A 23,030-nucleotide genomic window follows, 5' to 3' on the forward strand; every position below is an offset into this window, starting at 1 on the left:
GCATGTACCTGAACTGCCACTCCTACCACAGCCTGCGCTACGGCACGCTTTCATTGGAAACGCTGGTGCAGCAGGCGCTTGCCTGCGGGGCAACTTCGCTCGCCTTGACAGACATCAATACCGTGACGGGTATCTATGATTTTGCCAAAATATGCCGCGAGGAAGGGATAAAGCCTGTGGTGGGCATGGAATTCCGTGAGGGAAACCGTCTACTCTACATCGGCTTGTCGAAAACGCAACGGGGTATCGGGGAGCTGTGCCGACTGCTCACGGCCCGCAACTGCGAGGGTATACCCCTCCCCGATCGGGCTCCAGATTTCCAAGATGTCATCACTATCTATCCGCTGTCCAATGTGCCGCAGCAGCTGGGCACGGATGAATATATCGGCATCCGCCCCAGCGAACTGAACCTGCTGGTACAGGAAAAATGGAAAAGGTTGTTGCCGCGTATGCTGGCGCTAAACCCGGTAACGGTATCGGGCAAAAAGGAGTATAACCTGCACCGCATCCTGCGCGCTATCGACCTGAACGTGGTGCTGTCCCGCTTGTCGGAAGATGCTTGCTGCCGTACCGATGAATATATGCGGCCTGCCAGGGAACTAATGGAAATATTTGGGGAGTACTCGCAGCTCGTGGCCAATACGGCTCGGGTAATGGAAGCTTGCGATTTTGCGTTTGATTTTAAAACACCCAAGAACAAAAGGCACTATACGGGAAACCGCGAGGGTGATATCAACTTGTTGACGGGGCTGGCTTATGCGGGTTTGAAAAAGCGTTATGGGGAGAAAAACCGACCTGCGCGGGAGCGTGTGGAAAAAGAGCTGAGGGTAATCGATGAGCTGGGATTCAGCGGTTATTTCTTGATTACCTGGGATATCGTTCGCTACAGCAACAGCATGGGCTTTATGCACGTGGGCCGGGGCAGCGGGGCGAACAGCATCGTGGCGTACTGCCTCGGCATTACGGATATATGCCCCTTGGAGCTTGATCTGTATTTTGAGCGCTTCCTGAACCTCAACCGCAAGACACCGCCGGATTTTGATATTGATTGGAGCTGGCAGGAAAGGGATGTAATATTGCAGTATATATTTGACCGCTACGGAAAGGAACATGTGGCTTTCTGCGGCACGAATGTGGAATTTAAGTACCGCTCGATATTCCGGGAGGTGGGCAAGGTATTTGGTCTGCCAAAGGAGGAACTGGACGGGCTGGCAACCCAGCCGATGGAGCTGCACGATAACAACGCGGTGGTGGCGGCTGTACACAAGTATGGCAAGATGCTCGAAAAGTTTCCGAACCAGCGGAGTATGCATGCCTGTGGGATATTGATATCGGAAACGCCGATAACCGATTATACGGCTCTGGAGATGCCGCCCAAGGGTTTTCCGATCGTGCAGTTTGATATGCATGTGGCGGAGGATATCGGTTTTGAAAAGTTCGATATCTTGAGCCAGCGGGGTCTGGGCAGCATCAATGACGCGGTTAAACTGATCAGGAAAAACCGGGGGATACAGGTAGATATCCGGGATACGACGCTCTCCAAGGGGGAAATGCGCTGCAATGATTTTCTGGCTCGCGGCCAGACGATCGGCTGCTTCTACATTGAGTCGCCGGCCATGCGCGGGCTGCTGCGCCGCCTCAAGTGCGACAACTACCCGACGCTGGTGGCGGCTTCTTCCATCATCCGCCCGGGGGTGGCGCAATCGGGCATGATGAAGGAGTATATATTCCGGCATAACTATCCGGATCGTTTTGAGTATTTCCACCAGGTATTCGAGGAGCATCTGGGCGATACGTACGGTATCATGGTGTATCAGGAGGACGTGATCAAGATCGCGATGCATTTTGGTGGCCTATCGGCGGCTGATGGAGATATTCTGCGGCGGGCCATGAGCGGAAAAGGCCGGTCGCTGTCGGCCTTGCAGCGGGTAAAGAACAACTTTTTTGCGTCCTGCGCACGCCTTGGCCACCCGGAAACGCTGAGCCGCGAGGTGTACCGGCAGATCGAATCGTTCGCGGGCTATTCGTTCTGTAAGGCGCATTCGGCTTCTTATGCGGTGGAGAGTTACCAGAGTCTTTACTTGAAAGTGTATTATCCGCTGGAGTTTATGGTGGCGGTGATCAATAACCAGGGTGGTTTTTACCGCACGGAGGTGTACGTGCATGAGGCGCGTATGTCGGGCGCGCGTATCTTGAACCCATGTATAAACAAAAGTGGTTATGAGACCTCGTTACATGGCCGGGAGGTATATCTTGGATTGATGCTCCTGCAGGGGCTGGAAAACAGGCTGGCAGAGGGTATTGTGGAAGAGCGTGAACGCAACGGGGATTTCGCGTCACTGGAGGATTTTGTGCGGCGTATACCGATCGGCATCGAGGGGGTGCAGCTGCTCATCTTTATCGGGGCTTTCCGTTTTACGGGGAAGTCGAAAAGTGAGCTGTTGGTGCAGGCGAGGCTGCTGCTGGTAAATTTTAAGCCGGAGCAGCGCATGCCGCTCTTGTTGCAGGAACCGGCCAAGGAGTGGTCGCTCCCGAAGCTGGAGCGCTCTTACTTCGAGGATGCTTTTGATGAGATCGAACTGCTGGGCTTTCCGGTTTCCAGCTCGCCTTTTGATCTGCTGCAAACAGCCTTCCGGGGGGATGTGATGGCGGCTGATTTGGTGAACTGCCACAAGAAGGAGGTCCGGATGCTGGCTTATCTCATTGCACGGAAGCATGTGCCGACAAAACGGGGTGTGATGTACTTTGGGACGTGGATCGATGTGAACGGTGATTATTTTGATACGGCGCATTTTCCGGACTGCTTGGAGCGCTATCCTTTCAAGGGCGGTGGCTGCTACTTATTGCTCGGCACGGTGGAGGTGGACTACCACTTCCCTACCCTCACGATCCACAAGATGGCTAAGTTGCCTTTTATCCCGGACCCGCGTTACAACCACGACCGCGATAGCCAGTATAAGATTCATCAGCAGATTCGTGAGGATGTGAGCATGACGCATCGCGCGCCTTATCCGCAGGAACACGAGATCGGGCTGCCGAGGTTGAAAGGGTGAGATCGAGCTTTAATTCGTCCCTTCAATTGGTATAGGCCGACTTACATTTTCAATGACTTTTCCGTTTGTTTTCTTTATCCGGATCTTGAATTTATACGCGCCTGGCTCTTTCGGCAACTGATCAAGAACGCACATGTAAGTATTTCCGATAAAGGGCTTTTCAGGAAAATTAATTTCATCTAACTTACCTCCGGTAACAGCATGCGGGAAGATGCTGTAATTAATGCCCGAGAGCCGATAGCCTCCATCAGGCTGTCGGTATTCGTTTTGGATTACCAGATAAGGATCTTCAAAGTAAATTTTGAAAAGATGGTTTAAATTAGTGCCCGCAGGAAGTTCCGGTGAAAAATCGCTATCGGCGGTAATCTCGATGCTTTGCAAGGTATCAACAATTGCTATTGGCACAGACCTCAGTCCAAAAACTGGCTCAGCATTATAATAGGTATCTCCGGCCATAGGAGCATATTTTTCATCATATCCTTGCGCTTCGGTATAATCGAAAAATCCATCTCTAAATCCTTCCTTCCATTCCAAAGAGGCAAATAACATGATATTGTCTTCCAAGCCAAATGTCTTCCCTTTATTTTCTTCATGGTGCACTAAAGACGCATTACTTAGGTTTAGCTCATTGTTCTCAATAATGGCACCAATTCTTTCTAAAATAGTGAGCGTATCCGTAGCTAAATAACGTTGGACATAAGACTTCTTCGTGCCGGGAGGATATGGAGGTGAGTCTAGCTTTCCTTTGTCGCACCCGCTTGCTACTATCAAGAATGCACTTATAATGATGATGGTACCTTTCATGTTTTTAGTTCTGGATTTAAAGTTCGTTTATTTTCTTATAAATGGAATAATTTCTAAGTTGTATTGATAATTATTGGATTCGCCATCGCTATCAAGCGATTTGCTATAAACAGGTACATTGTAATTAAAGTCAGGAAAATTGTTGGCATCGAAATAATAACCAGCATAATACCCATCTCTAATGCCTCCCCAACCCCAATTGACATGGTGATAGTGAGAATTGGAAATATCACTTCCTGTCCATCTATCAATAATTGCTCCATCCGTCCTCGATCTTCTTTCTGCAATATAGTTATATTTAGTCTCGGTAGTCAAATATCCGTCGATAATCCACGCATGCCAACCCGTATAACCGACGACTATACCTAAAACTTTAACTTGTCCAGAATTTCCTCGTCCAAATACAGGTTGACCGTTATTAATAGATGAGACGACAGTATTATAATCATAAGATTGCATACTTCCATGTGAGAAACCCGCAGCAGTAAGCATCTCTGCTGCTTTATTGCTCTTAGTGCCTGTTGTTTCACAGGAATAGTCGGATTCCATCCTTCGGCCCAATTGATCCATTAAATTGGCTACTTGCGCCTTTACGCTAACGGGGGCAGTATTTTGCATCTGATTTAGAGTTGGATATTGATTTATGGACGTCCAATTGTAGGAATGGTTATAAAGTGTTGTTGGATATTTCCAAAAGGCCATCAATTGACCGACAGCTACAGGTACACAACCTGCAGGGGAGGTACCGGAGCTACAACTATTATATCTGACATTGTCGTTAAAGGGTGCATTTTGAGACCATTTTGTTGTAATTAATGGGTCTTTCTTATATATAACTCTATTCTGGTAGGCAAGGGAGGTTTCATAATAGATTTCGCCCTCATAGTCGTACTCGTCGTCTCCATAGCTTGCAGATGACACTAATTGTGGTAAGGTGATCCCTTTTTGTTTAAGCTCTGCGCTTACTGAATCTTTCATTTTTTCGTAGTCATAAATCGACTGTTTGATCCCCATTTCTGCCATACCTAAGAATGCGCCTAGCCCGCCGTTATATATAGTGTCTTGTAAACTCCCTGAATCAACGAAGGCTAAAAGCGGAACTTTTACCCTTCGATCTGCGGCAATAAGCAGAAAACCACCTTCATCTGCAAAGTCGACAACGTATGCTAACGTATCACTAAAATTAGATGACATTTTTAACTTACTATTGCTCATTCTCATTGCATTACGCGAATTCGTAAGCGCACGAACTTTTTCAACTCGTCGTGAAATAGACTTTAAAGAGAGTAGTTGATTTTTATTATTTAGCAATGCAAGGGCATTATCTACTTCTTCATAAATTTCATCTGTGTTAAGTAATTTTGATTGTTCGTTCTCTATGCTCAAAATACGTATTTCATCATCGCTTAAGGTTGCTTGTTGAGAATATGGTTGTTCCAAGTTTAAGTTTTCTGATTGTTTGGAACAACTCACGGCAAAAAATGCAAGGGCAAGGTAGGTTGATAGTTTTTTCATGCTTAATTAAATATATAGATTAAGTATTCTACACTAAGGTATGGTGTAATCGCTATATATTTTCATGTTTTATGAAATAATTTAAAACTTAACATAAATCTTTTCTCTTGTTAATATTCAGTGAACCGTCAGTATAACACCTTCTAAATTTATAATCTTGTTTTTTCTGTACATTCTTACTCGTTATGAACGATTAGTGAGTTATGGTTTTCTTTTCATTGCTTAAGCACTTGGCTTTAAATGTTTATCAATATAACATATCAACATGTGATTTGTATTACTTACCACTACTTATTTTATATTTGTTAGATTATAAAAGGAAAATAGATCACCGCATTTCTACAAATAAATTGAGACTTGGGACGAAATGGGTTAAGAACGATCTCAAAGAATAAAAATCGTTTTACATAAATACAAAATGGATATTGTTGTTTTAATTTGCACGATTATAGGCGGTATCGCAGGTTTAATTGCGATAATAAGCTATAGAAAAGATCATATCAACAAACCAAAAGAAGAACTAGAGTTTCTGAAAATCCAATTTATGAGTACCCGGTCGTTATCCATTTCTGTTTCGAACCAGTTGGATGAGTATTGTAAAAAATTTAATGCGCACAATGAGCTGATATTTCCCGGTGTTACAGTAGAAAAATACATTTCGCTACTTAAGGAATCTCAAGAATCGAATTTATCAGAAAACATCCTGCACGAAGCACTTAAACTGTCATTGACAGCTCCTATAATAGCTTCAATGACAAAAAGCCTCGAGAATCAATTTAACGAGCTACTAAAGCTTGATGGATGGGTAAAGGCAAAGATGGCTTGAGTTTAATTCCTCTCCTACTAAACCATTTTACCTCCTCACCCGACTCCTAAAATACCGCTCCGTCTCCTTATCCATAAAGTATACGTAGCAAGCTTTCATGCCACGTCCCAGTAATACGCGGTATGTATTTTTTACCAGCTGCACAAAAACCTCGCTACCCTTTACCTGACCATCGTGCGAATTTTCAGGGAAGCCCCACTGGCTGTATTTCTCTGATCCGCCATTGCGAAACTGCGATTCCAGATCATATTCATACACGGTACAGCCCATCTTTTCGGCTTGCGCACGGATAAAACTGGACGAACCAATTTCTCCTCTGCGCACGACTTGATAATCGTCTATAAAGAATACCGATATACGTGCTGCCCACAAGAGCTCCTCGACCTGTAATCTTCCAGTAGGTTTGAAAGGATATCCGGTCTTCTCGCGTATACGGTGCGATTCATCCATTGGCGGGACATCTGAAACGGTTGGGATATTCATAACGCAATTAATACTCAATCGTGACGCAATTGACGCAATTAATGACGCAATTCAATTTAAGGTATAGTAGGCACCAGCACCTTTCACTCCACTGGATTTAAACAATTTTTTATCTACTAATTCTTTGATGTCCCGTGTTGCTGTTTCTCTAGATATACTATTCAACGTCTGATAGTCACTATTCGTTATTTTCCCTTTCTCTTTAGCAAACAACACCGCTTTCACTTGCCGGCCGTTCAATCCAAGAGACTCAAGATACTCCGTGTTATAAATATCCTTCTTGAATATTACCCAAAAATCGGAACCTTCAACAATATAGCTAGGCTCAGGAAGTCCAGCGGCTACACACAATTCCGTCATTTTGCTAATACCACGTCCCCAAGACTCCACATAACCACTACGGAAAAAAGCATTCGCAATATCTGGATTATATGGCCTGGATGAATGGCTGTTTAATAAATTACGCACCGTCCAGTTTTCCGGGAGATGCCCCTCGTTCCAAATCATAAGCTTATCAGGATATACCCGAATCTGAATAGGGGTTGATCCCGAATAATCTTTATGTGCGATGGCATTTAACAATGCCTCCCGAACAGCCTCCTTGGGGTATTCATATGTTTCATTACGATGGATCCCATCGTAACTGATAATCGCCTTAATATATTTGGTGAACAATAGATCGATAGTCCCTTCAACCTGTTCAAACAAATTTCCATGAACTTCATCTTGAAATATGAGGTCTGCTTCCCGCTCAAAATACCCAATCTTCACATAAGCCCCCGTTACATACTTTTCCGGATCTGGATGAAACAACAAAACAGCAGCTCGTTTTAAATAACCATTCTCAACCAGCTTCAAATTTTCAAGCAGATGCTCGTCACTATCTGTTAAATTGTCTTCAGATAAGCGTTTATTTTTGAAGCCACGATTACGAAAAAAAGCAAACGTTTCCTTCTTCAGGTCATCAACGGACACTCGAGGAACAGCCGCACCATCCCAACGGACACCTTTCTTCTGTAATAGAAACTTATCCAGCGCTACGCTCTTCAGCTCTTGTTTCGTGCTACCACTTCTGTAGTGATATTGCCCTTTATAATTAACAGCGTTTGGATAAGGCTCTACGATAATTTCTAAGTAATCCCCCTCAATAGTCTCGTACATATTGACGTCAACCAAAATACCTAATACATCGCGTACCTTATTCGGAATATCCTCCAACAGCTTTTTAGCGTCAGCTAGTCCAACCGTCTTACCTGCATCGTCCTTACCTATGAAAAGAGTACCTCCATTCGCATTTGCAAATCCACATATCCATTTCAGATATTCATCTCTCCAGTTTTGTTTGTATTCTATATTTTGAGATTCTGCCATTGTTAATTTGTATGGAGCAAGTTATATATAAGTTGGTCTTGTTTCAAAGATAAATAATTTTCTAGCTTGTGGCAAATCTGGCGGGTATTAAGGAAGATTATCAAATTATGGGACAGATTATATCGCTGATGGAAGTAAAGAAGTCTGAAACGCTTGACAGGTGCTTTATCTTGCCGAAGATCGCTAGTTATTGACTAGAATAAGTAACTTTACTCCATGGACACAAGCTTATCCCCTATTATTACAGCCGAGGAGCTTCTGCATATAAGAAGCAGAGAAAATCTGGTTATTATCGATGCTTCCAACGCCAAAGATGCCTATGCAGACTTTAAACGGGCACATTTAGATAAAGCGGTATTCGTAGATGTACATACACAGCTCGCATCTGTACAGCAAGATGTCTCCCACGGAGGAAGGCATCCGCTACCTAGTATAGCGAAGTTCATAACGGTGCTGGATAACCTCGGTATATATAAAGATACGCATGTTGTGGTATATGATCACGCAGCCGGAGCAAATGCTGCTACGAGGTTTTGGTGGATGCTCAAAGCGTTAGGCCATCAAAAGATACAAGTATTGAGTGGTGGGTTTGAATACGCTAAAAGTAAAGGCTTCCCCATTTCCGAGGGAGAATCTGCTTCTTCAAGAGGAACAGACTATACGCTTGATAGGAATTGGACGCTCCCCACAGTTGATATCCATGAGGTAGAAAGGGCATCGGCCGACGACGGGTATACGATTATTGATGTGCGCGAAGAAAGCCGGTACCAAGGGGTACACGAACCTATTGATTTGGTTGCCGGACATATTCCATCAGCGATCAATCTTCCATTCTCACTGAATCTGGACGAGGACGGTCTGTTTCTCGATGCCAAACGCTTAAAAGATGTCTACCGAACTGCATTGGAGGGACGCGACCTAGGTAAGACAATCGTACATTGTGGCTCCGGTGTGACAGCTTGCCACACGATCCTTGCCATGCATCTCGCTGGTCTATCGATCCCCAAGCTATACGTAGGATCATGGAGTGAATGGAGCCGTAATAATAAGCCGATAGATGGGAAGAGAAGTTTAGACCTATTGTAAAGATGTGCGGACACAAAAGTAAACCTTCCTATTTCTCTGGAATATACGTAGATGATATTGGAAATTTGCAACTGTCAAATCCAGATTTAAAGGCCAAAGATTTAACACCTTGTTGTAGTTGCTGCACACATACATTGAACGGAGTAGTTTTCTAATGAGAAATCTGCCAAAACTGATTACAAATTGAAACGATATCAATATAAAGATCTGACAATTGAAATACTTGACGAGCAAGATTATAGATTGGGATCGGCAGATAATTCTTTCTTTTACAAGAAACAATATTTCGGTATTGATGCACAAGAATATCCGACTTCAAAACACGGCATCAAGGTTTGGCGAGACGACCAAGTAATTGATAGTTGTATCATAATTGGCTCCGGTGGCACTACAGGTATTCATCAAAATTCTTCGCTACTTGACGACGAGCATTTACTAATTTGCTGTTGCGACACCATATTTTGCGTTACGCTTCCATATCTAAACTTAGAATGGAAGACACAGACCGACCCAGCTACATGTTTTCAGGTATTTAAATTACAAGATGACTATGTTGTTCACGGTGAACTTCAAATAGTTAGGGTTGATAAAAAGGGAATAATAAAATGGGAATTTAGTGGTGCAGATATTTTTGTGTCAATAGATAACCAGGAAGAATTTAAAATCGAAAATGACGGAATTTTACTTACGGATTTTTCTAATACGAAATATAAAATTGATTTTGATGGAAGACTAATTTGGGATAATTATGGCAAGTTATAACTAATCAATAAAAAACATGAAAACATCGCTAGCATTTTTTATTTTCCTATTTGCGTTTATGTATGAAGGGATTTGCCAATCGAAAACAGTACCCATCGAAGAAAAGGCTTATTCCTTCGCAGTAGACATACTTAAAGAAGGAACATATCAAGCAGACATCCTAGACACTCCTCCTATAACTCCTGAACAGCAAATAATCTTGCAAAAAATGCAAGCAAGCCTTGCAAACAATCCGGAGTGGGCAAAAGAAATGATCCTACATTTAGAACCTGGTGAGCCGTTCCCTTATCATGAAAATTTAGGGATTGAGGAAGATGAGTACCGGTCGATCTTAATCGCTTTGGATTCCGAAAGATTGATAAAAGTAGATTCGACAAGCGTACGTATTATTCATGAGGATCATATAATCACGTTTGCAGAAAGTGAAAACGACGAACAGTCGTTGCTAGATTACCTATACATTGACACAATACATCGCCAGATCTATATTGATGATGCTCCTTTGGAGTTTAGTACTCATTTATTGGCCGACAAAGCGAATAGTACATTTTCAAATGCTTGGCATGGTTACACTTGGGAATATAAAGATGTCCCGCTAGAGAAACTAGAAGACATAGATTTGTCGGAGCCTTTCGACGCGACACAATTTAGATGTACTATCGGTAAAATGGAAGAGACTAACGATATAATATTGTATATTACGGCAAAGGTCATTAAACAGGGACAAGCAACTGTTGATACGAAGTTAATGTTAGGGCTTAGGAAATAAGTAAAAAATGAATTGGTCTTATATACTGGCATTTCTTTAACACTTTATCTATTAGGCGGAAGTGTCATACTACAAATTGGTTTCAGATTATGATCGCTTAGTACCATGAGATTCATTACAATCAAATTGACGATTCAGTACTATCACTCATGGTCCAGTTTTGATTTTTATAATCATAAATGGTAATGCTTCCCTCGAAACCACAGTCCGCAAAATATTGTTTAAAGTTAGTTTGGCCAAATGCACTTAATACAAATAGAAATGTAAAGAAAAGGCCGTACATTGTTCTTATTACCATCCAAATTTCCTCCGTTTTGAAATTTAGCAAGTGAATTTACTCAATATCTCTAATAAATTGTACGATATTATTAAATGACACACTGCATTCTGTAAATGCCCGATGCGAGAACAAGGCAGGCCAAGAGCGGTGGGGTCAAGATTACTTAAGAAAATGGCTTGATGAGAATACAGCAGTGAATTTATCATTTGAGGAGATCTGGAATGTAAGAGAACAATGTATCTTTGACTTATCAACAAAAAAATATAATCGGTGAAAATTAGGGAGCTTAAATTATATACAAATAAAATAGCGGAACAAAAGCATTTTTTTGAAACCACATTAGGCTTTACTGTCTATCAAGAAGATAATGATACGTTTTGGCTACAGTTAGGTTGGACGAAGTTTTACTTTCAGCGTAGCATGGAGGACTATAAGTATCACTATTGTTTTCTGATTCCTGCAAATCAGTTGTTGGAGGCGATGCAATGGCTGTCACCCAAAGTGGATATCATAGCTGCAGAAGGAGATGAAAAGGTGGTGTTTTTCGATACTTGGAACGCACATTCTTTTTATTTCTACGATGCTGCCGGAAATATTGCAGAATGTATTGTACGTCATGACTTACAAAACCATTCGAATAAGCAATTTAGCATTGGAGATTTTCTCTGTGTTAATGAGATTGGTTTAGGCACGGATAATATTTCAAAAACAAACCAGCAACTTGAAGATAGTTTAGGAACTATTTTTTGGAAAGGTGACAAGGAAAGATTTGCCGCTAATGGTTCGCAGGAAGGGTTATTTTTGATGCCAAATTATCTTGTAAAAGAAACATGGTTCCCAACTAAAATTCTCATTAAACCAAACCCGCTTACGGGAATTATCGAAAATGAGGGTAAATCCTATAATGTTCATTTTACACATGGCGAAGTAAAAGCACACATGGAGGTTGATGTAATCGAGGCTTTTTGGAATAAATTCCAAGACCAAAATTCAGAGCATAAGCAGGTAGAAATTCCACCGTCCTATTACTTTTGTGATAACCAAAAGGATGCAGACGAATGTGCCGAACTTGTACAAGAAGGCATTAAACAGGCTACTACACACTCTTTATCTGGATTGCAAATCAACGAAGAAAAACTACCTGCAATCGGAGACTTAGCTATCGTGACCGGTTGGGATGGATCTCCCAAGGCAATTATTAAAACCATTAAAGTGGAAATAGTTCAATTTAAAGATGTTACGCCGGAATATGCTTTTATAGAAGGTGAAGGTGATAAAAGCTTAGGTTATTGGCAAGAAGTCCATTGGGCTTACTATACGCGCGAATTGAGCGAGCATAATTTGAAGCCAACTATCGATATGGAACTTGTCTGCGAATACTTTGAGACGATTTGGCCGAAAATCTAAAAAACATGGATATACACCCACTCACCCTCCAAGATTTGCCTTCAACCCGTCATCTCCAACCAGAAGGATGGGGTGACATTACCATTTACTTCATGGAATACTGTCTTCAATCTTTTTGTAGGCCTGTTAAAGTTGTTTTTGAAAACAAAATCATCGGTGTTGGAGCTCTAATATTACACCAAAATTCAGCTTGGCTGGGTCATATCATCGTAGATGAATCGTACCGTGGTCGTGGGATCGGTTTCAAAATCGTAAAACATTTAATAGACTTGGCGGCCAAAAATGGGGCAATGTCGATCAGTTTGATTGCGACAGATCTCGGTTCCCCAGTTTATAAGAAAGCCGGATTTAAAACTGTTGGTGCTTATCAATTTTTTAAGAGGGAACATGTATGGTCAGAAAGATCTTTATCGGATCAATTGTTATCAGCAACACCAGCACAATACGAGCAAATTCTTGAATTAGATCAACAAATTAATGGTGAAGTCCGAAGAAAACTGATCAACGGTCATCTTAACCGGGCGATAATTTTCAAAGAGGGAGAACGAGTTGAAGGATATTATTTTCCACAACTCGGACAAGGACCGATTTATGCTATAACCGAACGTGCCGGCATGGCATTGATGGAACTCAAATATAGTACAATTGATACGGCTGTTCTACCTAAAGATAACACCATTGGGAATGCTTTTCTGAAAGATAATGGGTTTATACCACAAGATTTTACAGCTATACGAATGGTTTATGGGACAGAAACCCAGTGGCTTCCGAAGCAAATCTATAGTCGAATCGGAGGAAACTATGGATAGAATAGACTTGCAATTTCAAACTGTCGAGTTACTGTCACCCGATGTGAAAGGCAAATTAAAGCCAATGAATCCTTGCTGTATGGATGGAATAGTTTGGTTTGGACAGGAATATAATATAGAATAGCAATACGTATGAAAATATATGCAGAAACAGAGCGCTTGATTTTAAGGGAAATACTTCCGACGGATGTTGATGCCATGTTTGAACTGGATTCCGACCCAGATGTACATAGATATTTAGGCAACAACCCTGTGGACGATAAAGATCAAATTTACCGCGCTATAGAATTCATTAGGAATCAATATGTTAAATTTGGAATCGGAAGATGGGCGATTATCGACAAACAGACGAATCAATTTATCGGATGGTCAGGTCTTAAATATGTTACTGATGAGACAAATGGGCATACAAACTATTATGATCTTGGGTATAGATTGATCAAGCGATATTGGGGAAACGGTATCGCTACTGAAGCAGCTTTAGCTTCTATTGAATACGGTTTTAAGATACTTGGGTTAAACGAAATCTATGCTATTGCAGACCAAGAAAACGATGGGTCAAATAGAATCTTGAGAAAGGTTGGATTTACCTTCATTGAAGCTTTTGAATTGGATGGTATACGGCTTAATTGGTATAGAATACAGAAACAGCTATGAATATTCGATATCTTCTGACCGAATAAAGGAGTTGCTACCTTTAGTGCGAGACAGATTTAATAAAACGCATAATACGTAAAACAAGACCATTTATGAAAGATCTAACGCTTTAGATTTGCTGTTCGGTTGATATCCACCGATGGAGATCATCCCGATTCTGAATGGTAGCGTAAATTGGGATGCATGACGAGAGACCCTAAGCTTATATTGCAAACCGCTTTATTAATGTATATTGCATAATATTCAATTTCTTTGTCAGATGTACCACGAGTTAAAACGTCATATAGAAGAGGTAATACCGCTCACTGACGATGAGTTTTCATTAATCATAGCCCATTTCACGACACAAAAGTTTAAGAAAAATGAATTTTTAATTCGTCAGGACGAAAGAGTCAAGCACACTTATTTTGTTATTTCAGGGCTTTTAAAACTGATCTATCACGACATGTCAGGTAAAGAACATATACTCTCATTCGCTATGGAAGATTGGTGGGAAACTGATTATTATGCATTCTATTCCGCATCGAGGGCAACCATGTCCCTACAGTGTCTGGAAAATACCGAGGTTCTTTGTATAACCTTTGAAGACTTTCGGCGTTTGTGCGAGACATTGCCAAAAATTGTTTCATTTTTCTTACAAAAAGCGACATCTGGGCATATTGCATCTCAACAAAGGATACTATCGTTGCTAAGTTCAAGCGCAAAGGAACGTTACGAACAATTGCTCCATCGCTATCCCTCCTTGTTTCAAAGGGTTCCAAAAAAACTACTAGCCTCTTATCTAGGCGTTTCAAGGGAAAGGCTCAGCAGACTAACTACATAAAAAACGTGATAATCTAAATAGTGATCTATGTCACGCGGATTAGGCCCTTGTTCATTCATCTTTGCAATATTATAATTTTCTAAATAAAAACAGAGATGCAAAAAAGAATCATCAATCCGTGGACTTGGTCTGAAGACCGGGGTTATGTGCAAGCTGTAGAAGTGAAACAAACTGAAAGTATGCTATTTTGTGCAGGGCAGGCGGCCGTTCTTCCAGATGGGACTTCCAGCGATGCAGATATGAAAACTCAAATGAACATCGCGCTAAAGAATCTTGAAAATGTTATTTCCGAAGCTGGTTATGAATGCACAAACATCGTTCGATTAACCATTTATTCAACCTCTACAGAAGAATTATTAGCGACCTGTTTTGACGTGTACACAAACTGGGCTAAAAAAAATAATGTACAGACTGCACTTACAGCCATGGAAGTAAACTCACTGTACGAAACACTAAATATTGAGTTTGAGGCTACTCTAGCCAAGTAAATCAAACTGCTCGCGCAGTGCTGCGCGAGCTTACCTAATTTTTACCCCTTCTACCCCAAGAATATTTCTAACCGCCTCTGATACATAAATATTCTCCATTTTCTTTCAAAACCTCAGCGTGTGCTGTATATTGACACCTCTATAAAATTAAACACACTAATCAACAATTATCAGTTATGGCAAAGCAGACCCAAGACATAATTATCCCTAACGGAGTGTTGGCGGATGTGCTTCCAGAGATTATAATTTTTTACCTTTATTAATTTTTGTAAGCAACTCTTGAAAAGCCTGTTTAAACCAAACCGTGTAACGCGATGGATTATTTCGTATATCGGATAGAATTTGCTCTTCGTTCATCCACTTATAATCCTGAACTTCATCTATATTTAAAGCAGGGCTTTGATCGGAATATCCAACAAAAACATAATCTAACTCGTGTTCAGTCAAATTATTTTCAACAGGCTCATTGTATATAAAGGTATATACCAACTTTAGATCACATTCTATTCCCATTTCATAGTTTAATCGCTCTTGTGCACTTAAAGCAACGTTTTCTCCTAATTGCGGATGTGAACAACAAGTGTTTGTCCATAAGCCGGCTCCGTGGTACTTGTGGTTTGCTCGCTGCTGTAAAAGAAGCTCTCCCTGATCGTTAAATATAAATACCGAAAATGCCCGGTGAAGATACCCTTGCTCGTGTGCAGCCAGCTTTTCCATTTCAGCAACTGCATTATCATTTTCATCGACCAGTACTACTTTATTTCTTTCCATTTTACTGTAATTAAAAAGTTATTGATTGCTTTTCCGCAAAGCTTCACTATATACCTTCAACGCTCTGTCTCTTGCGTAGCTGTGCTCTACAACCGGTTGGGGATAAGCTTCAGTTCCAAATTCGGATACCCATCTTCTAACATATTCCAACTTTTTGTCAAACCTATGCATTTGAATGGTTGGATTAAAAATCCTGAAATAAGGTGCAGAATCGCAACCTGAACCCGACGCCCATTGCCAATTTCCATTGTTAGCGGACAAATCATAGTCATTCAATTTTTGAGCAAAGTAAGCCTCTCCCCAACGCCAATCTATCAATAGATGTTTGCATAGGAAACTCGCTACAATCATCCGAACCCGATTGTGCATATATCCTGTTTCATTTAATTGTCGCATTCCGGCGTCTACAATTGGGTAGCCAGTTTCTCCCCTGCACCATTTTTCAAAATCTTGCTCATCGTTTCGCCATTTGATGTTGTCGTATTTCGCTTTGAAAGACTGGGTCACTACTTTCGGGAAATGATACAGAATCTGCATAAAAAACTCCCGCCAGATCAATTCATTCAGCCATGTTCGATTATGGCTCATTGCAAAAGCTACGCATTTACGAATACTGATGGTTCCAAATCTAAGAGCGATGCTCAGCATTGTTGTCCATTGCATTGCCGGATAATCCCTGAATTTGTCATATTCGTCCATGATTTTTGAATCCAATTTTGGAGGTTCGAACGTAATATCTGTTTCTTCAAAACCAACTTCGTTCAATGCGTAAAGTGTGTCAAACTCCTGTCTGAAAAAATTAGTGAAATCAGGGCTATGCGATTTAAAATTCTTTTCGGTCAATAGCTTTTTCCACTTTTTTGAATACGGTGTATAAACCGTATAGGGTGTACCGTCGTTTTTCATCACATCATTTTTATCAAAAATGACCTGATCTTTGAATGCCTTAAATTGAATGTTTTGTTCGTCGAAAAATTGGTGAATCTCCTTATCTCGTTTAATGGCTTGCGGCTCATAATCACGATTGCAGAAAACACCCTGAATAGCATGTTTTTCAGAAAGCATCTTAAAAACATCGAACGGGTTGCCATAAAATGTATTCAGCCTTGAGTCGAATGTCTTCAATTCGTTATTTATTGCCAAAAGTACCTGATGGATGTAGTCAACCCTCCGGTCTTTTTTATCTTCTAATTTATTTAAGATGGTTTCGTCAAAAATAAAAACCGGTAACACGGGAAATTCAGAAGCAAGGGCTTGATATAACCCTACATTATCGTCCAAACGTAGATCTCTGCGAAACCAAAAAATAGAGACTTTACTTTTCATTCAGAAATGGATTATCGTTCCTGTCGTGCTTTATCCAAATCAGTTTAGAGGTATCATAGCCAATCTGTCTCGCAATTTTCAGATAGTTTGTTTTGACCTCGTCCGGAATACCTTTTGTTCTCGATAAAATCCATAAATATTTTAAATTTTTCCCCGCAACCAAGGCATATCGGTAATTTTCATCTACTGCTATTACATTGTATCCTGCATAAAAGGGGCCGAAGAAACTTACTTTTAATTTAGCAGTATCTTTATCTTCTCTGAATTTTGCTAAGCCTTCCGCTTTTTTCCATTTCTCTTTCTTATAGTTATAACCGCTGTTCAACACAGTGACATTACCATCTTCATTCAGGCTGTATTGGGCGGAAACATTGTCCAAATCCTTTTCAAAACGAAAATCAAAACGGGCAATTTCATACCACGTCCCCAGATATCTATTTACATCAAAGTTTTCGACCGCTTTTGCCTTTTTTGGAATCGAGGCACAGGAATATAAAAGAGCAAGAAATCCCAAGGAACAGGCTACAACTAAAATTTTATTTTTTGCTTTCATCATGCGTTTGTCTAAATTTTTTAAAAAAATAAAGCACCAAAAGAAATTGAGTATATCCATAAACAGCATCCTCAATTGGTATCGTTAGTATTCGTATGCCTAGAAAATCTCCGGGATTGTAATTTACGATAGGTGTTTCGATCCCAGTTCCAGTCAGCACGCCATTTACAGGAAAAAAACCTAACATCAATATCGTAAACACCAAAGATGCCTTGCCAATCCAATCTGCCTGTGCAATGAAATGTAGGTAAATTAAAGTTGCTATAGTGGCGATAGCCGTCAAAAGTGTATAGATTTTATCATAATGCAACAAAGCCATAACCGAACAGACAATCACACTAACGAAAACGATCAGGTTATTAAAGCCGGATAGCCATCCTAACTTGAAAAACTTATCAAAACAGAAATAGGTAAACACGCATGAAAACGGAATGAAAATAAAGAAAAGCCATTCTTCAAGAGGCAAACCCGCTATCACTAATCCCAGTGTATAATCTGTATTGAACCACCAAACACCTTTTGCGGTAAACCATATATCCCAAGAAATAAATGGTATAGCAACCAAAATCGCAGATTTTATAAACGATCCAAAATAACGGTTAAAGCGAATTCGTCTATCGTAAGATGCGATGAAACATATGATGACCGTAAAAAGCAACACTAATGAGTAAGTATATGCTAACATTTTTTCTCGGAGTTAAAATACATTTTAAAATACTTGAAAGGCACATATAGAAAACCAAAACACTCGCCATCTCTTTTGCCGATATGCTTGTGATGTTGTTTGTGTGCTCTTCGCAGTGCCAAAAAATAGGGGCTTTGGGTTCGGGAAAGAAATTTAATCCGTTGGTGGATAAAAATATCGTGCACAAAAAAGTAAGCCATTCCGTACAGCATAATGCCCAATCCGATAAAAAACAGATAATTGAAATTTTCTAACGATCCAAAATACATCAAAGCAATAGTCGGTATAGCAAATATGACAAAGAAATAGTCGTTCTTTTCAAGAACGCCCTCATTGCTGTGGTCGTGATGGTCTTTGTGCAAAACCCAAAGAAATCCATGCATAACATATTTGTGGATGATCCAGGTTGCCCCTTCCATTAATGTAAATGTGAGCAATACGATTAAAAAAGCCATATCAGTTCTTTATTGTGTTAAAAAGTTTTTCTAAAACGTCGTATCGGAAATCAAAGATGTCCGCCAATTTCTTTCTCACAAAAAGTAGATGTGCCATCTTCCCCAAAAAGCCGAAAGGCAATTCATAATCTACCGTATCTTTCATCAGCACTCCGTCTTTATTGGGGATAAATTCGTGAAAATGGCTCCAGTATTTATAAGGTCCTTTCTCCTGAAAATCAGTAAAGCTTTTATTTGATTCCACATGAGTAATTCTCGTTCTCCACTTCAACGGAACTTTCAGCAACGGCGAAACGATATAATCGATAACCATTCCTTCAGCAATCTGTTCGCTGTTATAATCAGACAGCACAGTAAAACCCATATCTTTGGGTGTGATTTTCGAAAGGTTCTTGGGAGAAGAGAAAAAATCCCAAGCTGCTTCGATATCGCAATACAATTGTTGCTCCCTATATAATTGATGTTTCATTGCTTAGTCTTTTAAAAGTGTTTCTATATTTTTCCGCAAAATCTCCGACCCGATTTGGTGATGGTTTTCCTTAATAAATTCGGTATCCTCATGTATGTTTGATTTATATCCCAGAAAAGAGGGAGCATTTTTTTGAATCGAAAATCGGATAAACCTTAATTCCACATTGGCAGGTTCTTTTTTGATTGCCTGCTCGATGTTTTTCTTCCCTTCTTTAAATGTACCTAGTTTACTTATAGGACTAAAGATGTGATTTGCCCAAATGGTTTGCAAAGCACCTAAATAAGCCAGATGAGTAGCCGAATTATGTTTTGCTTTATCCAAATCCGCAATCATTTTTTCGCACAATTCTTTATCTGATACCACCTTGTTGTAGTTAGCCCTTACTACATCCAAACCTGTTCCATTAAAATTTATCAAAAAGAATATAGCCGATATTAGTAAACCAAGAAATTTCATCACAGAAAAGCTGCTTTATATCTTACATAACTTTTGAAAGCTAGATAAGCTTTTTCGGAATTATGGATGCGAATCCTATTGTTCAATATCTCTTTGGAAGATTTTCTTTTTATCTTTTGGAACAGAGAAAGGTAGTACTTATAGGCCAGATACACGCCGAACATAGATGAATGGGGTAATTTCTTAATGCCGATCAACGCTTCCTTAAATTCTTCCTCTATTTCTTCTTCAATCTGACATTTTACATAATTATCAAATATGCACATATCAATATTCGGAAAATAAGTTCTGCCCAAAATCTGATAATCATCTTTCATATCCCTTAAAAAATTAACTTTTTGAAAAGCTGATCCCAGTTTCATTGCATAAGGTTTCAATTCACTATACTTTTCCATATTCCCATCTGTAAAAACTTGCAGACACATCAGTCCAACTACTTCCGCTGAGCCAAAAATATATTCTTCGTATAGTTCTGAATTGTAATCTATTTTCTGCAGATCCATTTCCATACTATGTAAAAACTGTTCAATCAGACTTTTGTCAATTTTATACTGATTTACGGTTTCCTGAAACGATTGTAGGATAGGGTTGAGCGCAATTCCTTCATGCAGTGCGTCGTAGGTTTCTACTTTTAAGCGATTCAATAGCTTCTCTTTATCGTACCCATGAAAACTGTCCACGATTTCATCTGCTAATCTCACGTACCCATATATTGCATATATTGCAGAACGAATAGACGGTTTCAGCGCTAAAATACCCAGGGAAAAACTTGTACTATATTTTTGGGTCGTTATCTTGCTTACCGAGTAAGAAAGTTCGTCAAACAGCTGTTTCATAGTTTTTCTTGTTTAAGCTTGATTATTTCGTTCGCTACAATTTTACCCGATATAATGGACGGGGGAACTCCGGGGCCGGGAACGGTCAATTGACCGGTATAGAATAAGTTTTTCAATCTTTTATTTCTTATCTTAGGTTTTAAAACCGCAGTTTGATAGAGCGTATTTGCCAATCCGTAAGCATTCCCACCATAGGCATTGTAGTCGGAAACAAAATCGCTGGCACAATAACTTCTTTTGTATTCGATCTTTGACCGTAAATCGGTTAGGCCTGTATGTCTTTCAATCCTTGAAAGCATTTCCGTTAAATATTTTTCCCGTTTAAATTCTCCATCGTTGATTCCGATCGCCAATGGCATCAGAAGAAACAGGTTCTCTTTACCGTGGGGAGCAACGGTATTGTCTGTTTTGGAGGGACAACAAGTATAAAACAGAGGTTTCTCGGGCCATTTTGTCTCGCCATAGATAGAATCAATATGTTCGTCCAGATCATTCTCAAAGAAGAGTGTGTGATGTTGCAGGTTGGGAATGGTTTGATCGATGCCCAAATAATAGATCAAACTTGATGGTGCAAATGTTCTGTTTTTCCAGTATGCTTCAGAATAATTTCTGTACTCTTTTTTTAAAAGCGTTTCTGTATGATGATAATCCGAAGAAGCAATTACAGCATCAAACTCATAGATATTGCCATTGATAGTTAAAGATCTTACCGTGCCGCTATCCGTGTTTATACATTCAACGGTTTTGTTGAAGTGCAAAACAGCGCCTTGCCTTTCGGCTACTTTTTTCATCGCCAGTACCAATTGATAAAAACCGCCCATCGGATAATGTGTCCCCAAAGCATAACCTCCATAATTCATCAAACTGTATAACGCAGGAATATTTTTTGGAGAAGCACCGAGAAAAATTACGGGAAATTCCATCAATGTCCTTAGCTTTTCGCTTTTAAAGTATTTGGCAACGTAGGTTCTGAAGCCCGTCAGCAAATCCAATTTAATTGCACTTTTAGCTATTTTTGGAGAAATGAATTCCGCCCAATTGTGGCACGGCTTATTCACGAAATTCTGCATTCCGACTTCATACTTGAATTTGGCCGATTGCATGAATTTTTCCAATTGTAGTCCTGCACCCGTTTCAATTTGTTCGAACAAGAATTTAAGTTCTTCTAGATTCTTGGGAACACTGATTTTGTCTTCTGAAAAAACCACTTCAAACTGCGGGTTTAACGAAATCAAATCGAAGAAATCAGAAATTTTGTAACCGAAATCGGCAAAAAAGCTTTCCATAATGTCAGGCATCCAGTACCAACTTGGTCCCATATCAAAGACGTAACCTTGTTCGGTAGAAAATTGCCTTGCTCTTCCTCCTGGTTGGTCGTGTTTTTCAAATACGTGAACCTCATTCCCTGCTTTTGCTATATAGGCCGCAGCAGACAGGCCAGAAAAACCAGAACCAATAACGGCTATTTTTTTCTTCATACTCCCCTATCTTTTAAGACTTCATTCAACAAATACTCGGACTCAATATTTTTATCATAGATCCGTTTATGAAAATCATCAAGCTTATTGAGCAACCTAATCAATTCCATTTTTTCGATATATGTTAAATTTCCTGTAACTATTTCAGTTGCTTTTCTGATTCTGTCCATTTGATTTTCTAAAACCTCAAGCCCTTTATTGCTGATGCTTAAAACTTTACTTCTTTTATCGATCTCGGAATCAGTTTGATTTACCCAGCCCTGAGCGATTAATCGATTGATAATTTTTATTCCGGCAGGTTTTTCATGAACATTCTTTTTTATCAAGTCCATTTTGGCCATTTCTCCGAAAGCTTTCAAGTTAATGAGGTAAATGAAATCTTCTTGTGTAGAAAAACTTGAACCGAATATTGCGGATTTTGAATAACTCTTGGCATATCGGTTCATATGGACAATTAATGTGCTAATTACACTTTCTGCACTACGTCCCTTTTCTTTTCCATCCCAATTAGGCTCATTATCTCTTTGCTCAGCTTTATAATTCGCAACTAACCATTGCTTAAAGCCTTCAATATCGTTAGGGAATATTCCGCTAGGGAAATTGTGTTCGTCAAATTCTTCAAGAAGATCGATAACATTTCGCAAAATATCGTATTTCATATCAAAATTAAAATACAAGTATACCAATAAAATATTAAAAAGTATAAATATATACTTTTTAATATTTATTTTGAACACGCATTCATACCCCATTCCCATATTACTTTTCACGGAAACAAAAGTTAAAAATAGATTTTCTCTTTATTTCGATATTTTGTAACTTGTGAAATACTGGGTTTTCTGGCTTTTCACTAACTAAAACATAT

24 protein-coding genes are annotated in these 23,030 nt (G+C 40.0%); 10 read left to right on the top strand and 14 right to left on the bottom strand.

The features are described 5' to 3' along the window. Nucleotides 1-2: 2 nt before the first annotated feature. Nucleotides 3-3,053 carry a DNA polymerase III subunit alpha gene (locus H8B17_RS08915; RefSeq protein ID WP_190308842.1) on the top strand — a complete coding sequence of 1,017 codons (3,051 nt, stop codon included), beginning with the start codon at nucleotides 3-5 and terminating at the stop codon, nucleotides 3,051-3,053. 9 nt (nucleotides 3,054-3,062) lie between these two features. Here the strand turns inward: H8B17_RS08915 and H8B17_RS08920 are convergent, their stop codons facing one another. Together H8B17_RS08920 and H8B17_RS08925 are read right to left on the bottom strand one after the other, a co-directional pair. Further along, nucleotides 3,063-3,857, bottom strand: a complete 795-nt coding sequence (locus H8B17_RS08920; protein ID WP_190308843.1) for a hypothetical protein — start codon at nucleotides 3,855-3,857, stop codon at nucleotides 3,063-3,065. Nucleotides 3,858-3,884: 27 nt separating this feature from the next. Next, nucleotides 3,885-5,372, bottom strand: coding sequence for a C10 family peptidase (locus H8B17_RS08925; RefSeq protein WP_190308844.1), 1,488 nt, complete (start codon nucleotides 5,370-5,372; stop codon nucleotides 3,885-3,887). Between the two features lie 418 nt (nucleotides 5,373-5,790). Between H8B17_RS08925 and H8B17_RS08930 the strand changes: the two genes are divergently transcribed. After that, nucleotides 5,791-6,198: a hypothetical protein gene (locus H8B17_RS08930; RefSeq protein WP_190308845.1), complete on the top strand. Its 408-nt coding sequence runs from the start codon at nucleotides 5,791-5,793 to the stop codon at nucleotides 6,196-6,198. A gap of 27 nt (nucleotides 6,199-6,225) precedes the next feature. Here the strand turns inward: H8B17_RS08930 and H8B17_RS08935 are convergent, their stop codons facing one another. Next, nucleotides 6,226-6,681 (bottom strand): DNA/RNA helicase domain-containing protein, encoded by a 456-nt coding sequence (locus H8B17_RS08935; RefSeq protein ID WP_190308846.1) that lies wholly within the window; start codon nucleotides 6,679-6,681, stop codon nucleotides 6,226-6,228. 51 nt (nucleotides 6,682-6,732) lie between these two features. Beyond that, a complete protein-coding gene (locus H8B17_RS08940; RefSeq protein ID WP_190308847.1) occupies nucleotides 6,733-8,052 on the bottom strand; it encodes an ATP-binding protein in 1,320 nt (439 codons plus the stop codon). A 216-nt stretch (nucleotides 8,053-8,268) separates the two neighbouring features. Here H8B17_RS08940 and H8B17_RS08945 point away from each other — a divergent pair, with 216 nt between their 5' ends. From H8B17_RS08945 to H8B17_RS08980, 8 genes are all read left to right on the top strand, one after another. Further along, complete coding sequence (locus H8B17_RS08945; RefSeq protein ID WP_190308848.1) at nucleotides 8,269-9,138, top strand: sulfurtransferase; 870 nt, start codon at nucleotides 8,269-8,271, stop codon at nucleotides 9,136-9,138. Between the two features lie 183 nt (nucleotides 9,139-9,321). Further along, on the top strand, nucleotides 9,322-9,900 hold the full coding sequence (locus H8B17_RS08950; RefSeq protein WP_190308849.1) for a hypothetical protein: 579 nt from the start codon (nucleotides 9,322-9,324) through the stop codon (nucleotides 9,898-9,900). 16 nt (nucleotides 9,901-9,916) lie between these two features. Further along, the gene (locus tag H8B17_RS08955) at nucleotides 9,917-10,669 is read left to right on the top strand and encodes a hypothetical protein (protein WP_190308850.1); all 753 of its coding nucleotides are present in this window, start codon (nucleotides 9,917-9,919) and stop codon (nucleotides 10,667-10,669) included. A gap of 550 nt (nucleotides 10,670-11,219) precedes the next feature. Further along, nucleotides 11,220-12,356: an ASCH domain-containing protein gene (locus H8B17_RS20825; RefSeq protein ID WP_317170998.1), complete on the top strand. Its 1,137-nt coding sequence runs from the start codon at nucleotides 11,220-11,222 to the stop codon at nucleotides 12,354-12,356. A gap of 5 nt (nucleotides 12,357-12,361) precedes the next feature. Beyond that, nucleotides 12,362-13,165 carry a GNAT family N-acetyltransferase gene (locus H8B17_RS08965; RefSeq protein ID WP_190308851.1) on the top strand — a complete coding sequence of 268 codons (804 nt, stop codon included), beginning with the start codon at nucleotides 12,362-12,364 and terminating at the stop codon, nucleotides 13,163-13,165. Between the two features lie 132 nt (nucleotides 13,166-13,297). Further along, entirely contained in the window at nucleotides 13,298-13,822 is a 525-nt protein-coding gene (locus H8B17_RS08970; RefSeq protein ID WP_190308852.1) for a GNAT family N-acetyltransferase, read from the top strand. Nucleotides 13,823-14,081: 259 nt separating this feature from the next. After that, nucleotides 14,082-14,645 carry a Crp/Fnr family transcriptional regulator gene (locus tag H8B17_RS08975; RefSeq protein WP_190308853.1) on the top strand — a complete coding sequence of 188 codons (564 nt, stop codon included), beginning with the start codon at nucleotides 14,082-14,084 and terminating at the stop codon, nucleotides 14,643-14,645. Between the two features lie 95 nt (nucleotides 14,646-14,740). Continuing rightward, the gene (locus H8B17_RS08980) at nucleotides 14,741-15,133 is read left to right on the top strand and encodes a RidA family protein (RefSeq protein ID WP_190308854.1); all 393 of its coding nucleotides are present in this window, start codon (nucleotides 14,741-14,743) and stop codon (nucleotides 15,131-15,133) included. Between the two features lie 240 nt (nucleotides 15,134-15,373). Here the strand turns inward: H8B17_RS08980 and idi are convergent, their stop codons facing one another. The 10 genes from idi to H8B17_RS09030 are packed head-to-tail and all read right to left on the bottom strand — an operon-like array spanning nucleotide 15,374 to nucleotide 22,824. Beyond that, nucleotides 15,374-15,904 carry an isopentenyl-diphosphate Delta-isomerase gene (idi, locus tag H8B17_RS08985; RefSeq protein WP_190308855.1) on the bottom strand — a complete coding sequence of 177 codons (531 nt, stop codon included), beginning with the start codon at nucleotides 15,902-15,904 and terminating at the stop codon, nucleotides 15,374-15,376. A gap of 18 nt (nucleotides 15,905-15,922) precedes the next feature. Further along, on the bottom strand, nucleotides 15,923-17,230 hold the full coding sequence (locus tag H8B17_RS08990; protein WP_190308856.1) for a cryptochrome/photolyase family protein: 1,308 nt from the start codon (nucleotides 17,228-17,230) through the stop codon (nucleotides 15,923-15,925). Then, entirely contained in the window at nucleotides 17,220-17,786 is a 567-nt protein-coding gene (locus H8B17_RS08995) for a lipocalin family protein (protein ID WP_223816451.1), read from the bottom strand. Before H8B17_RS08995 ends, H8B17_RS08990 begins: the two co-directional genes overlap by 11 nt. Next, complete coding sequence (locus H8B17_RS09000) at nucleotides 17,767-18,468, bottom strand: lycopene cyclase domain-containing protein (protein WP_190308857.1); 702 nt, start codon at nucleotides 18,466-18,468, stop codon at nucleotides 17,767-17,769. The genes H8B17_RS08995 and H8B17_RS09000 overlap by 20 nt, the downstream gene beginning before the upstream one ends. Next, nucleotides 18,462-18,923 carry a sterol desaturase family protein gene (locus H8B17_RS09005; RefSeq protein ID WP_190308858.1) on the bottom strand — a complete coding sequence of 154 codons (462 nt, stop codon included), beginning with the start codon at nucleotides 18,921-18,923 and terminating at the stop codon, nucleotides 18,462-18,464. Before H8B17_RS09005 ends, H8B17_RS09000 begins: the two co-directional genes overlap by 7 nt. Nucleotide 18,924: 1 nt before the next feature. Then, nucleotides 18,925-19,392 carry an SRPBCC family protein gene (locus tag H8B17_RS09010; RefSeq protein WP_190308859.1) on the bottom strand — a complete coding sequence of 156 codons (468 nt, stop codon included), beginning with the start codon at nucleotides 19,390-19,392 and terminating at the stop codon, nucleotides 18,925-18,927. Nucleotides 19,393-19,395: 3 nt separating this feature from the next. Continuing rightward, the gene (locus tag H8B17_RS09015; protein WP_223816526.1) at nucleotides 19,396-19,851 is read right to left on the bottom strand and encodes a hypothetical protein; all 456 of its coding nucleotides are present in this window, start codon (nucleotides 19,849-19,851) and stop codon (nucleotides 19,396-19,398) included. Continuing rightward, nucleotides 19,851-20,687 (bottom strand): phytoene/squalene synthase family protein, encoded by an 837-nt coding sequence (locus H8B17_RS09020; RefSeq protein WP_190308861.1) that lies wholly within the window; start codon nucleotides 20,685-20,687, stop codon nucleotides 19,851-19,853. The genes H8B17_RS09015 and H8B17_RS09020 overlap by 1 nt, the downstream gene beginning before the upstream one ends. Then, nucleotides 20,684-22,165, bottom strand: coding sequence for a phytoene desaturase family protein (locus tag H8B17_RS09025; protein ID WP_190308862.1), 1,482 nt, complete (start codon nucleotides 22,163-22,165; stop codon nucleotides 20,684-20,686). The genes H8B17_RS09020 and H8B17_RS09025 overlap by 4 nt, the downstream gene beginning before the upstream one ends. Beyond that, the gene (locus H8B17_RS09030; protein ID WP_190308863.1) at nucleotides 22,162-22,824 is read right to left on the bottom strand and encodes a MarR family winged helix-turn-helix transcriptional regulator; all 663 of its coding nucleotides are present in this window, start codon (nucleotides 22,822-22,824) and stop codon (nucleotides 22,162-22,164) included. Before H8B17_RS09030 ends, H8B17_RS09025 begins: the two co-directional genes overlap by 4 nt. Nucleotides 22,825-23,030 lie beyond the last annotated feature (206 nt).

This window comes from Sphingobacterium arenae, assembly GCF_014692505.1.
In the GTDB taxonomy this organism is placed as follows: Bacteria; Bacteroidota; Bacteroidia; order Sphingobacteriales; family Sphingobacteriaceae; genus Sphingobacterium; species Sphingobacterium arenae.

Excerpts from the sequence above, each read along its gene's own strand:
- H8B17_RS08915 (WP_190308842.1), top strand. The coding sequence starts at position 3 with ATGTACCTGAACTGCCACTCCTACCACAGCCTGCGCTACGGCACGCTT.
- H8B17_RS08920 (WP_190308843.1), bottom strand. The coding sequence starts at position 3,857 with ATGAAAGGTACCATCATCATTATAAGTGCATTCTTGATAGTAGCAAGC.
- H8B17_RS08925 (WP_190308844.1), bottom strand. The coding sequence starts at position 5,372 with ATGAAAAAACTATCAACCTACCTTGCCCTTGCATTTTTTGCCGTGAGT.
- H8B17_RS08930 (WP_190308845.1), top strand. The coding sequence starts at position 5,791 with ATGGATATTGTTGTTTTAATTTGCACGATTATAGGCGGTATCGCAGGT.
- H8B17_RS08935 (WP_190308846.1), bottom strand. The coding sequence starts at position 6,681 with ATGAATATCCCAACCGTTTCAGATGTCCCGCCAATGGATGAATCGCAC.
- H8B17_RS08940 (WP_190308847.1), bottom strand. The coding sequence starts at position 8,052 with ATGGCAGAATCTCAAAATATAGAATACAAACAAAACTGGAGAGATGAA.
- H8B17_RS08945 (WP_190308848.1), top strand. The coding sequence starts at position 8,269 with ATGGACACAAGCTTATCCCCTATTATTACAGCCGAGGAGCTTCTGCAT.
- H8B17_RS08955 (WP_190308850.1), top strand. The coding sequence starts at position 9,917 with ATGAAAACATCGCTAGCATTTTTTATTTTCCTATTTGCGTTTATGTAT.
- H8B17_RS08965 (WP_190308851.1), top strand. The coding sequence starts at position 12,362 with ATGGATATACACCCACTCACCCTCCAAGATTTGCCTTCAACCCGTCAT.
- H8B17_RS08970 (WP_190308852.1), top strand. The coding sequence starts at position 13,298 with ATGAAAATATATGCAGAAACAGAGCGCTTGATTTTAAGGGAAATACTT.
- H8B17_RS08975 (WP_190308853.1), top strand. The coding sequence starts at position 14,082 with ATGTACCACGAGTTAAAACGTCATATAGAAGAGGTAATACCGCTCACT.
- H8B17_RS08980 (WP_190308854.1), top strand. The coding sequence starts at position 14,741 with ATGCAAAAAAGAATCATCAATCCGTGGACTTGGTCTGAAGACCGGGGT.
- idi (WP_190308855.1), bottom strand. The coding sequence starts at position 15,904 with ATGGAAAGAAATAAAGTAGTACTGGTCGATGAAAATGATAATGCAGTT.
- H8B17_RS08990 (WP_190308856.1), bottom strand. The coding sequence starts at position 17,230 with ATGAAAAGTAAAGTCTCTATTTTTTGGTTTCGCAGAGATCTACGTTTG.
- H8B17_RS08995 (WP_223816451.1), bottom strand. The coding sequence starts at position 17,786 with ATGATGAAAGCAAAAAATAAAATTTTAGTTGTAGCCTGTTCCTTGGGA.
- H8B17_RS09000 (WP_190308857.1), bottom strand. The coding sequence starts at position 18,468 with ATGTTAGCATATACTTACTCATTAGTGTTGCTTTTTACGGTCATCATA.
- H8B17_RS09005 (WP_190308858.1), bottom strand. The coding sequence starts at position 18,923 with ATGGCTTTTTTAATCGTATTGCTCACATTTACATTAATGGAAGGGGCA.
- H8B17_RS09010 (WP_190308859.1), bottom strand. The coding sequence starts at position 19,392 with ATGAAACATCAATTATATAGGGAGCAACAATTGTATTGCGATATCGAA.
- H8B17_RS09015 (WP_223816526.1), bottom strand. The coding sequence starts at position 19,851 with ATGAAATTTCTTGGTTTACTAATATCGGCTATATTCTTTTTGATAAAT.
- H8B17_RS09020 (WP_190308861.1), bottom strand. The coding sequence starts at position 20,687 with ATGAAACAGCTGTTTGACGAACTTTCTTACTCGGTAAGCAAGATAACG.
- H8B17_RS09025 (WP_190308862.1), bottom strand. The coding sequence starts at position 22,165 with ATGAAGAAAAAAATAGCCGTTATTGGTTCTGGTTTTTCTGGCCTGTCT.
- H8B17_RS09030 (WP_190308863.1), bottom strand. The coding sequence starts at position 22,824 with ATGAAATACGATATTTTGCGAAATGTTATCGATCTTCTTGAAGAATTT.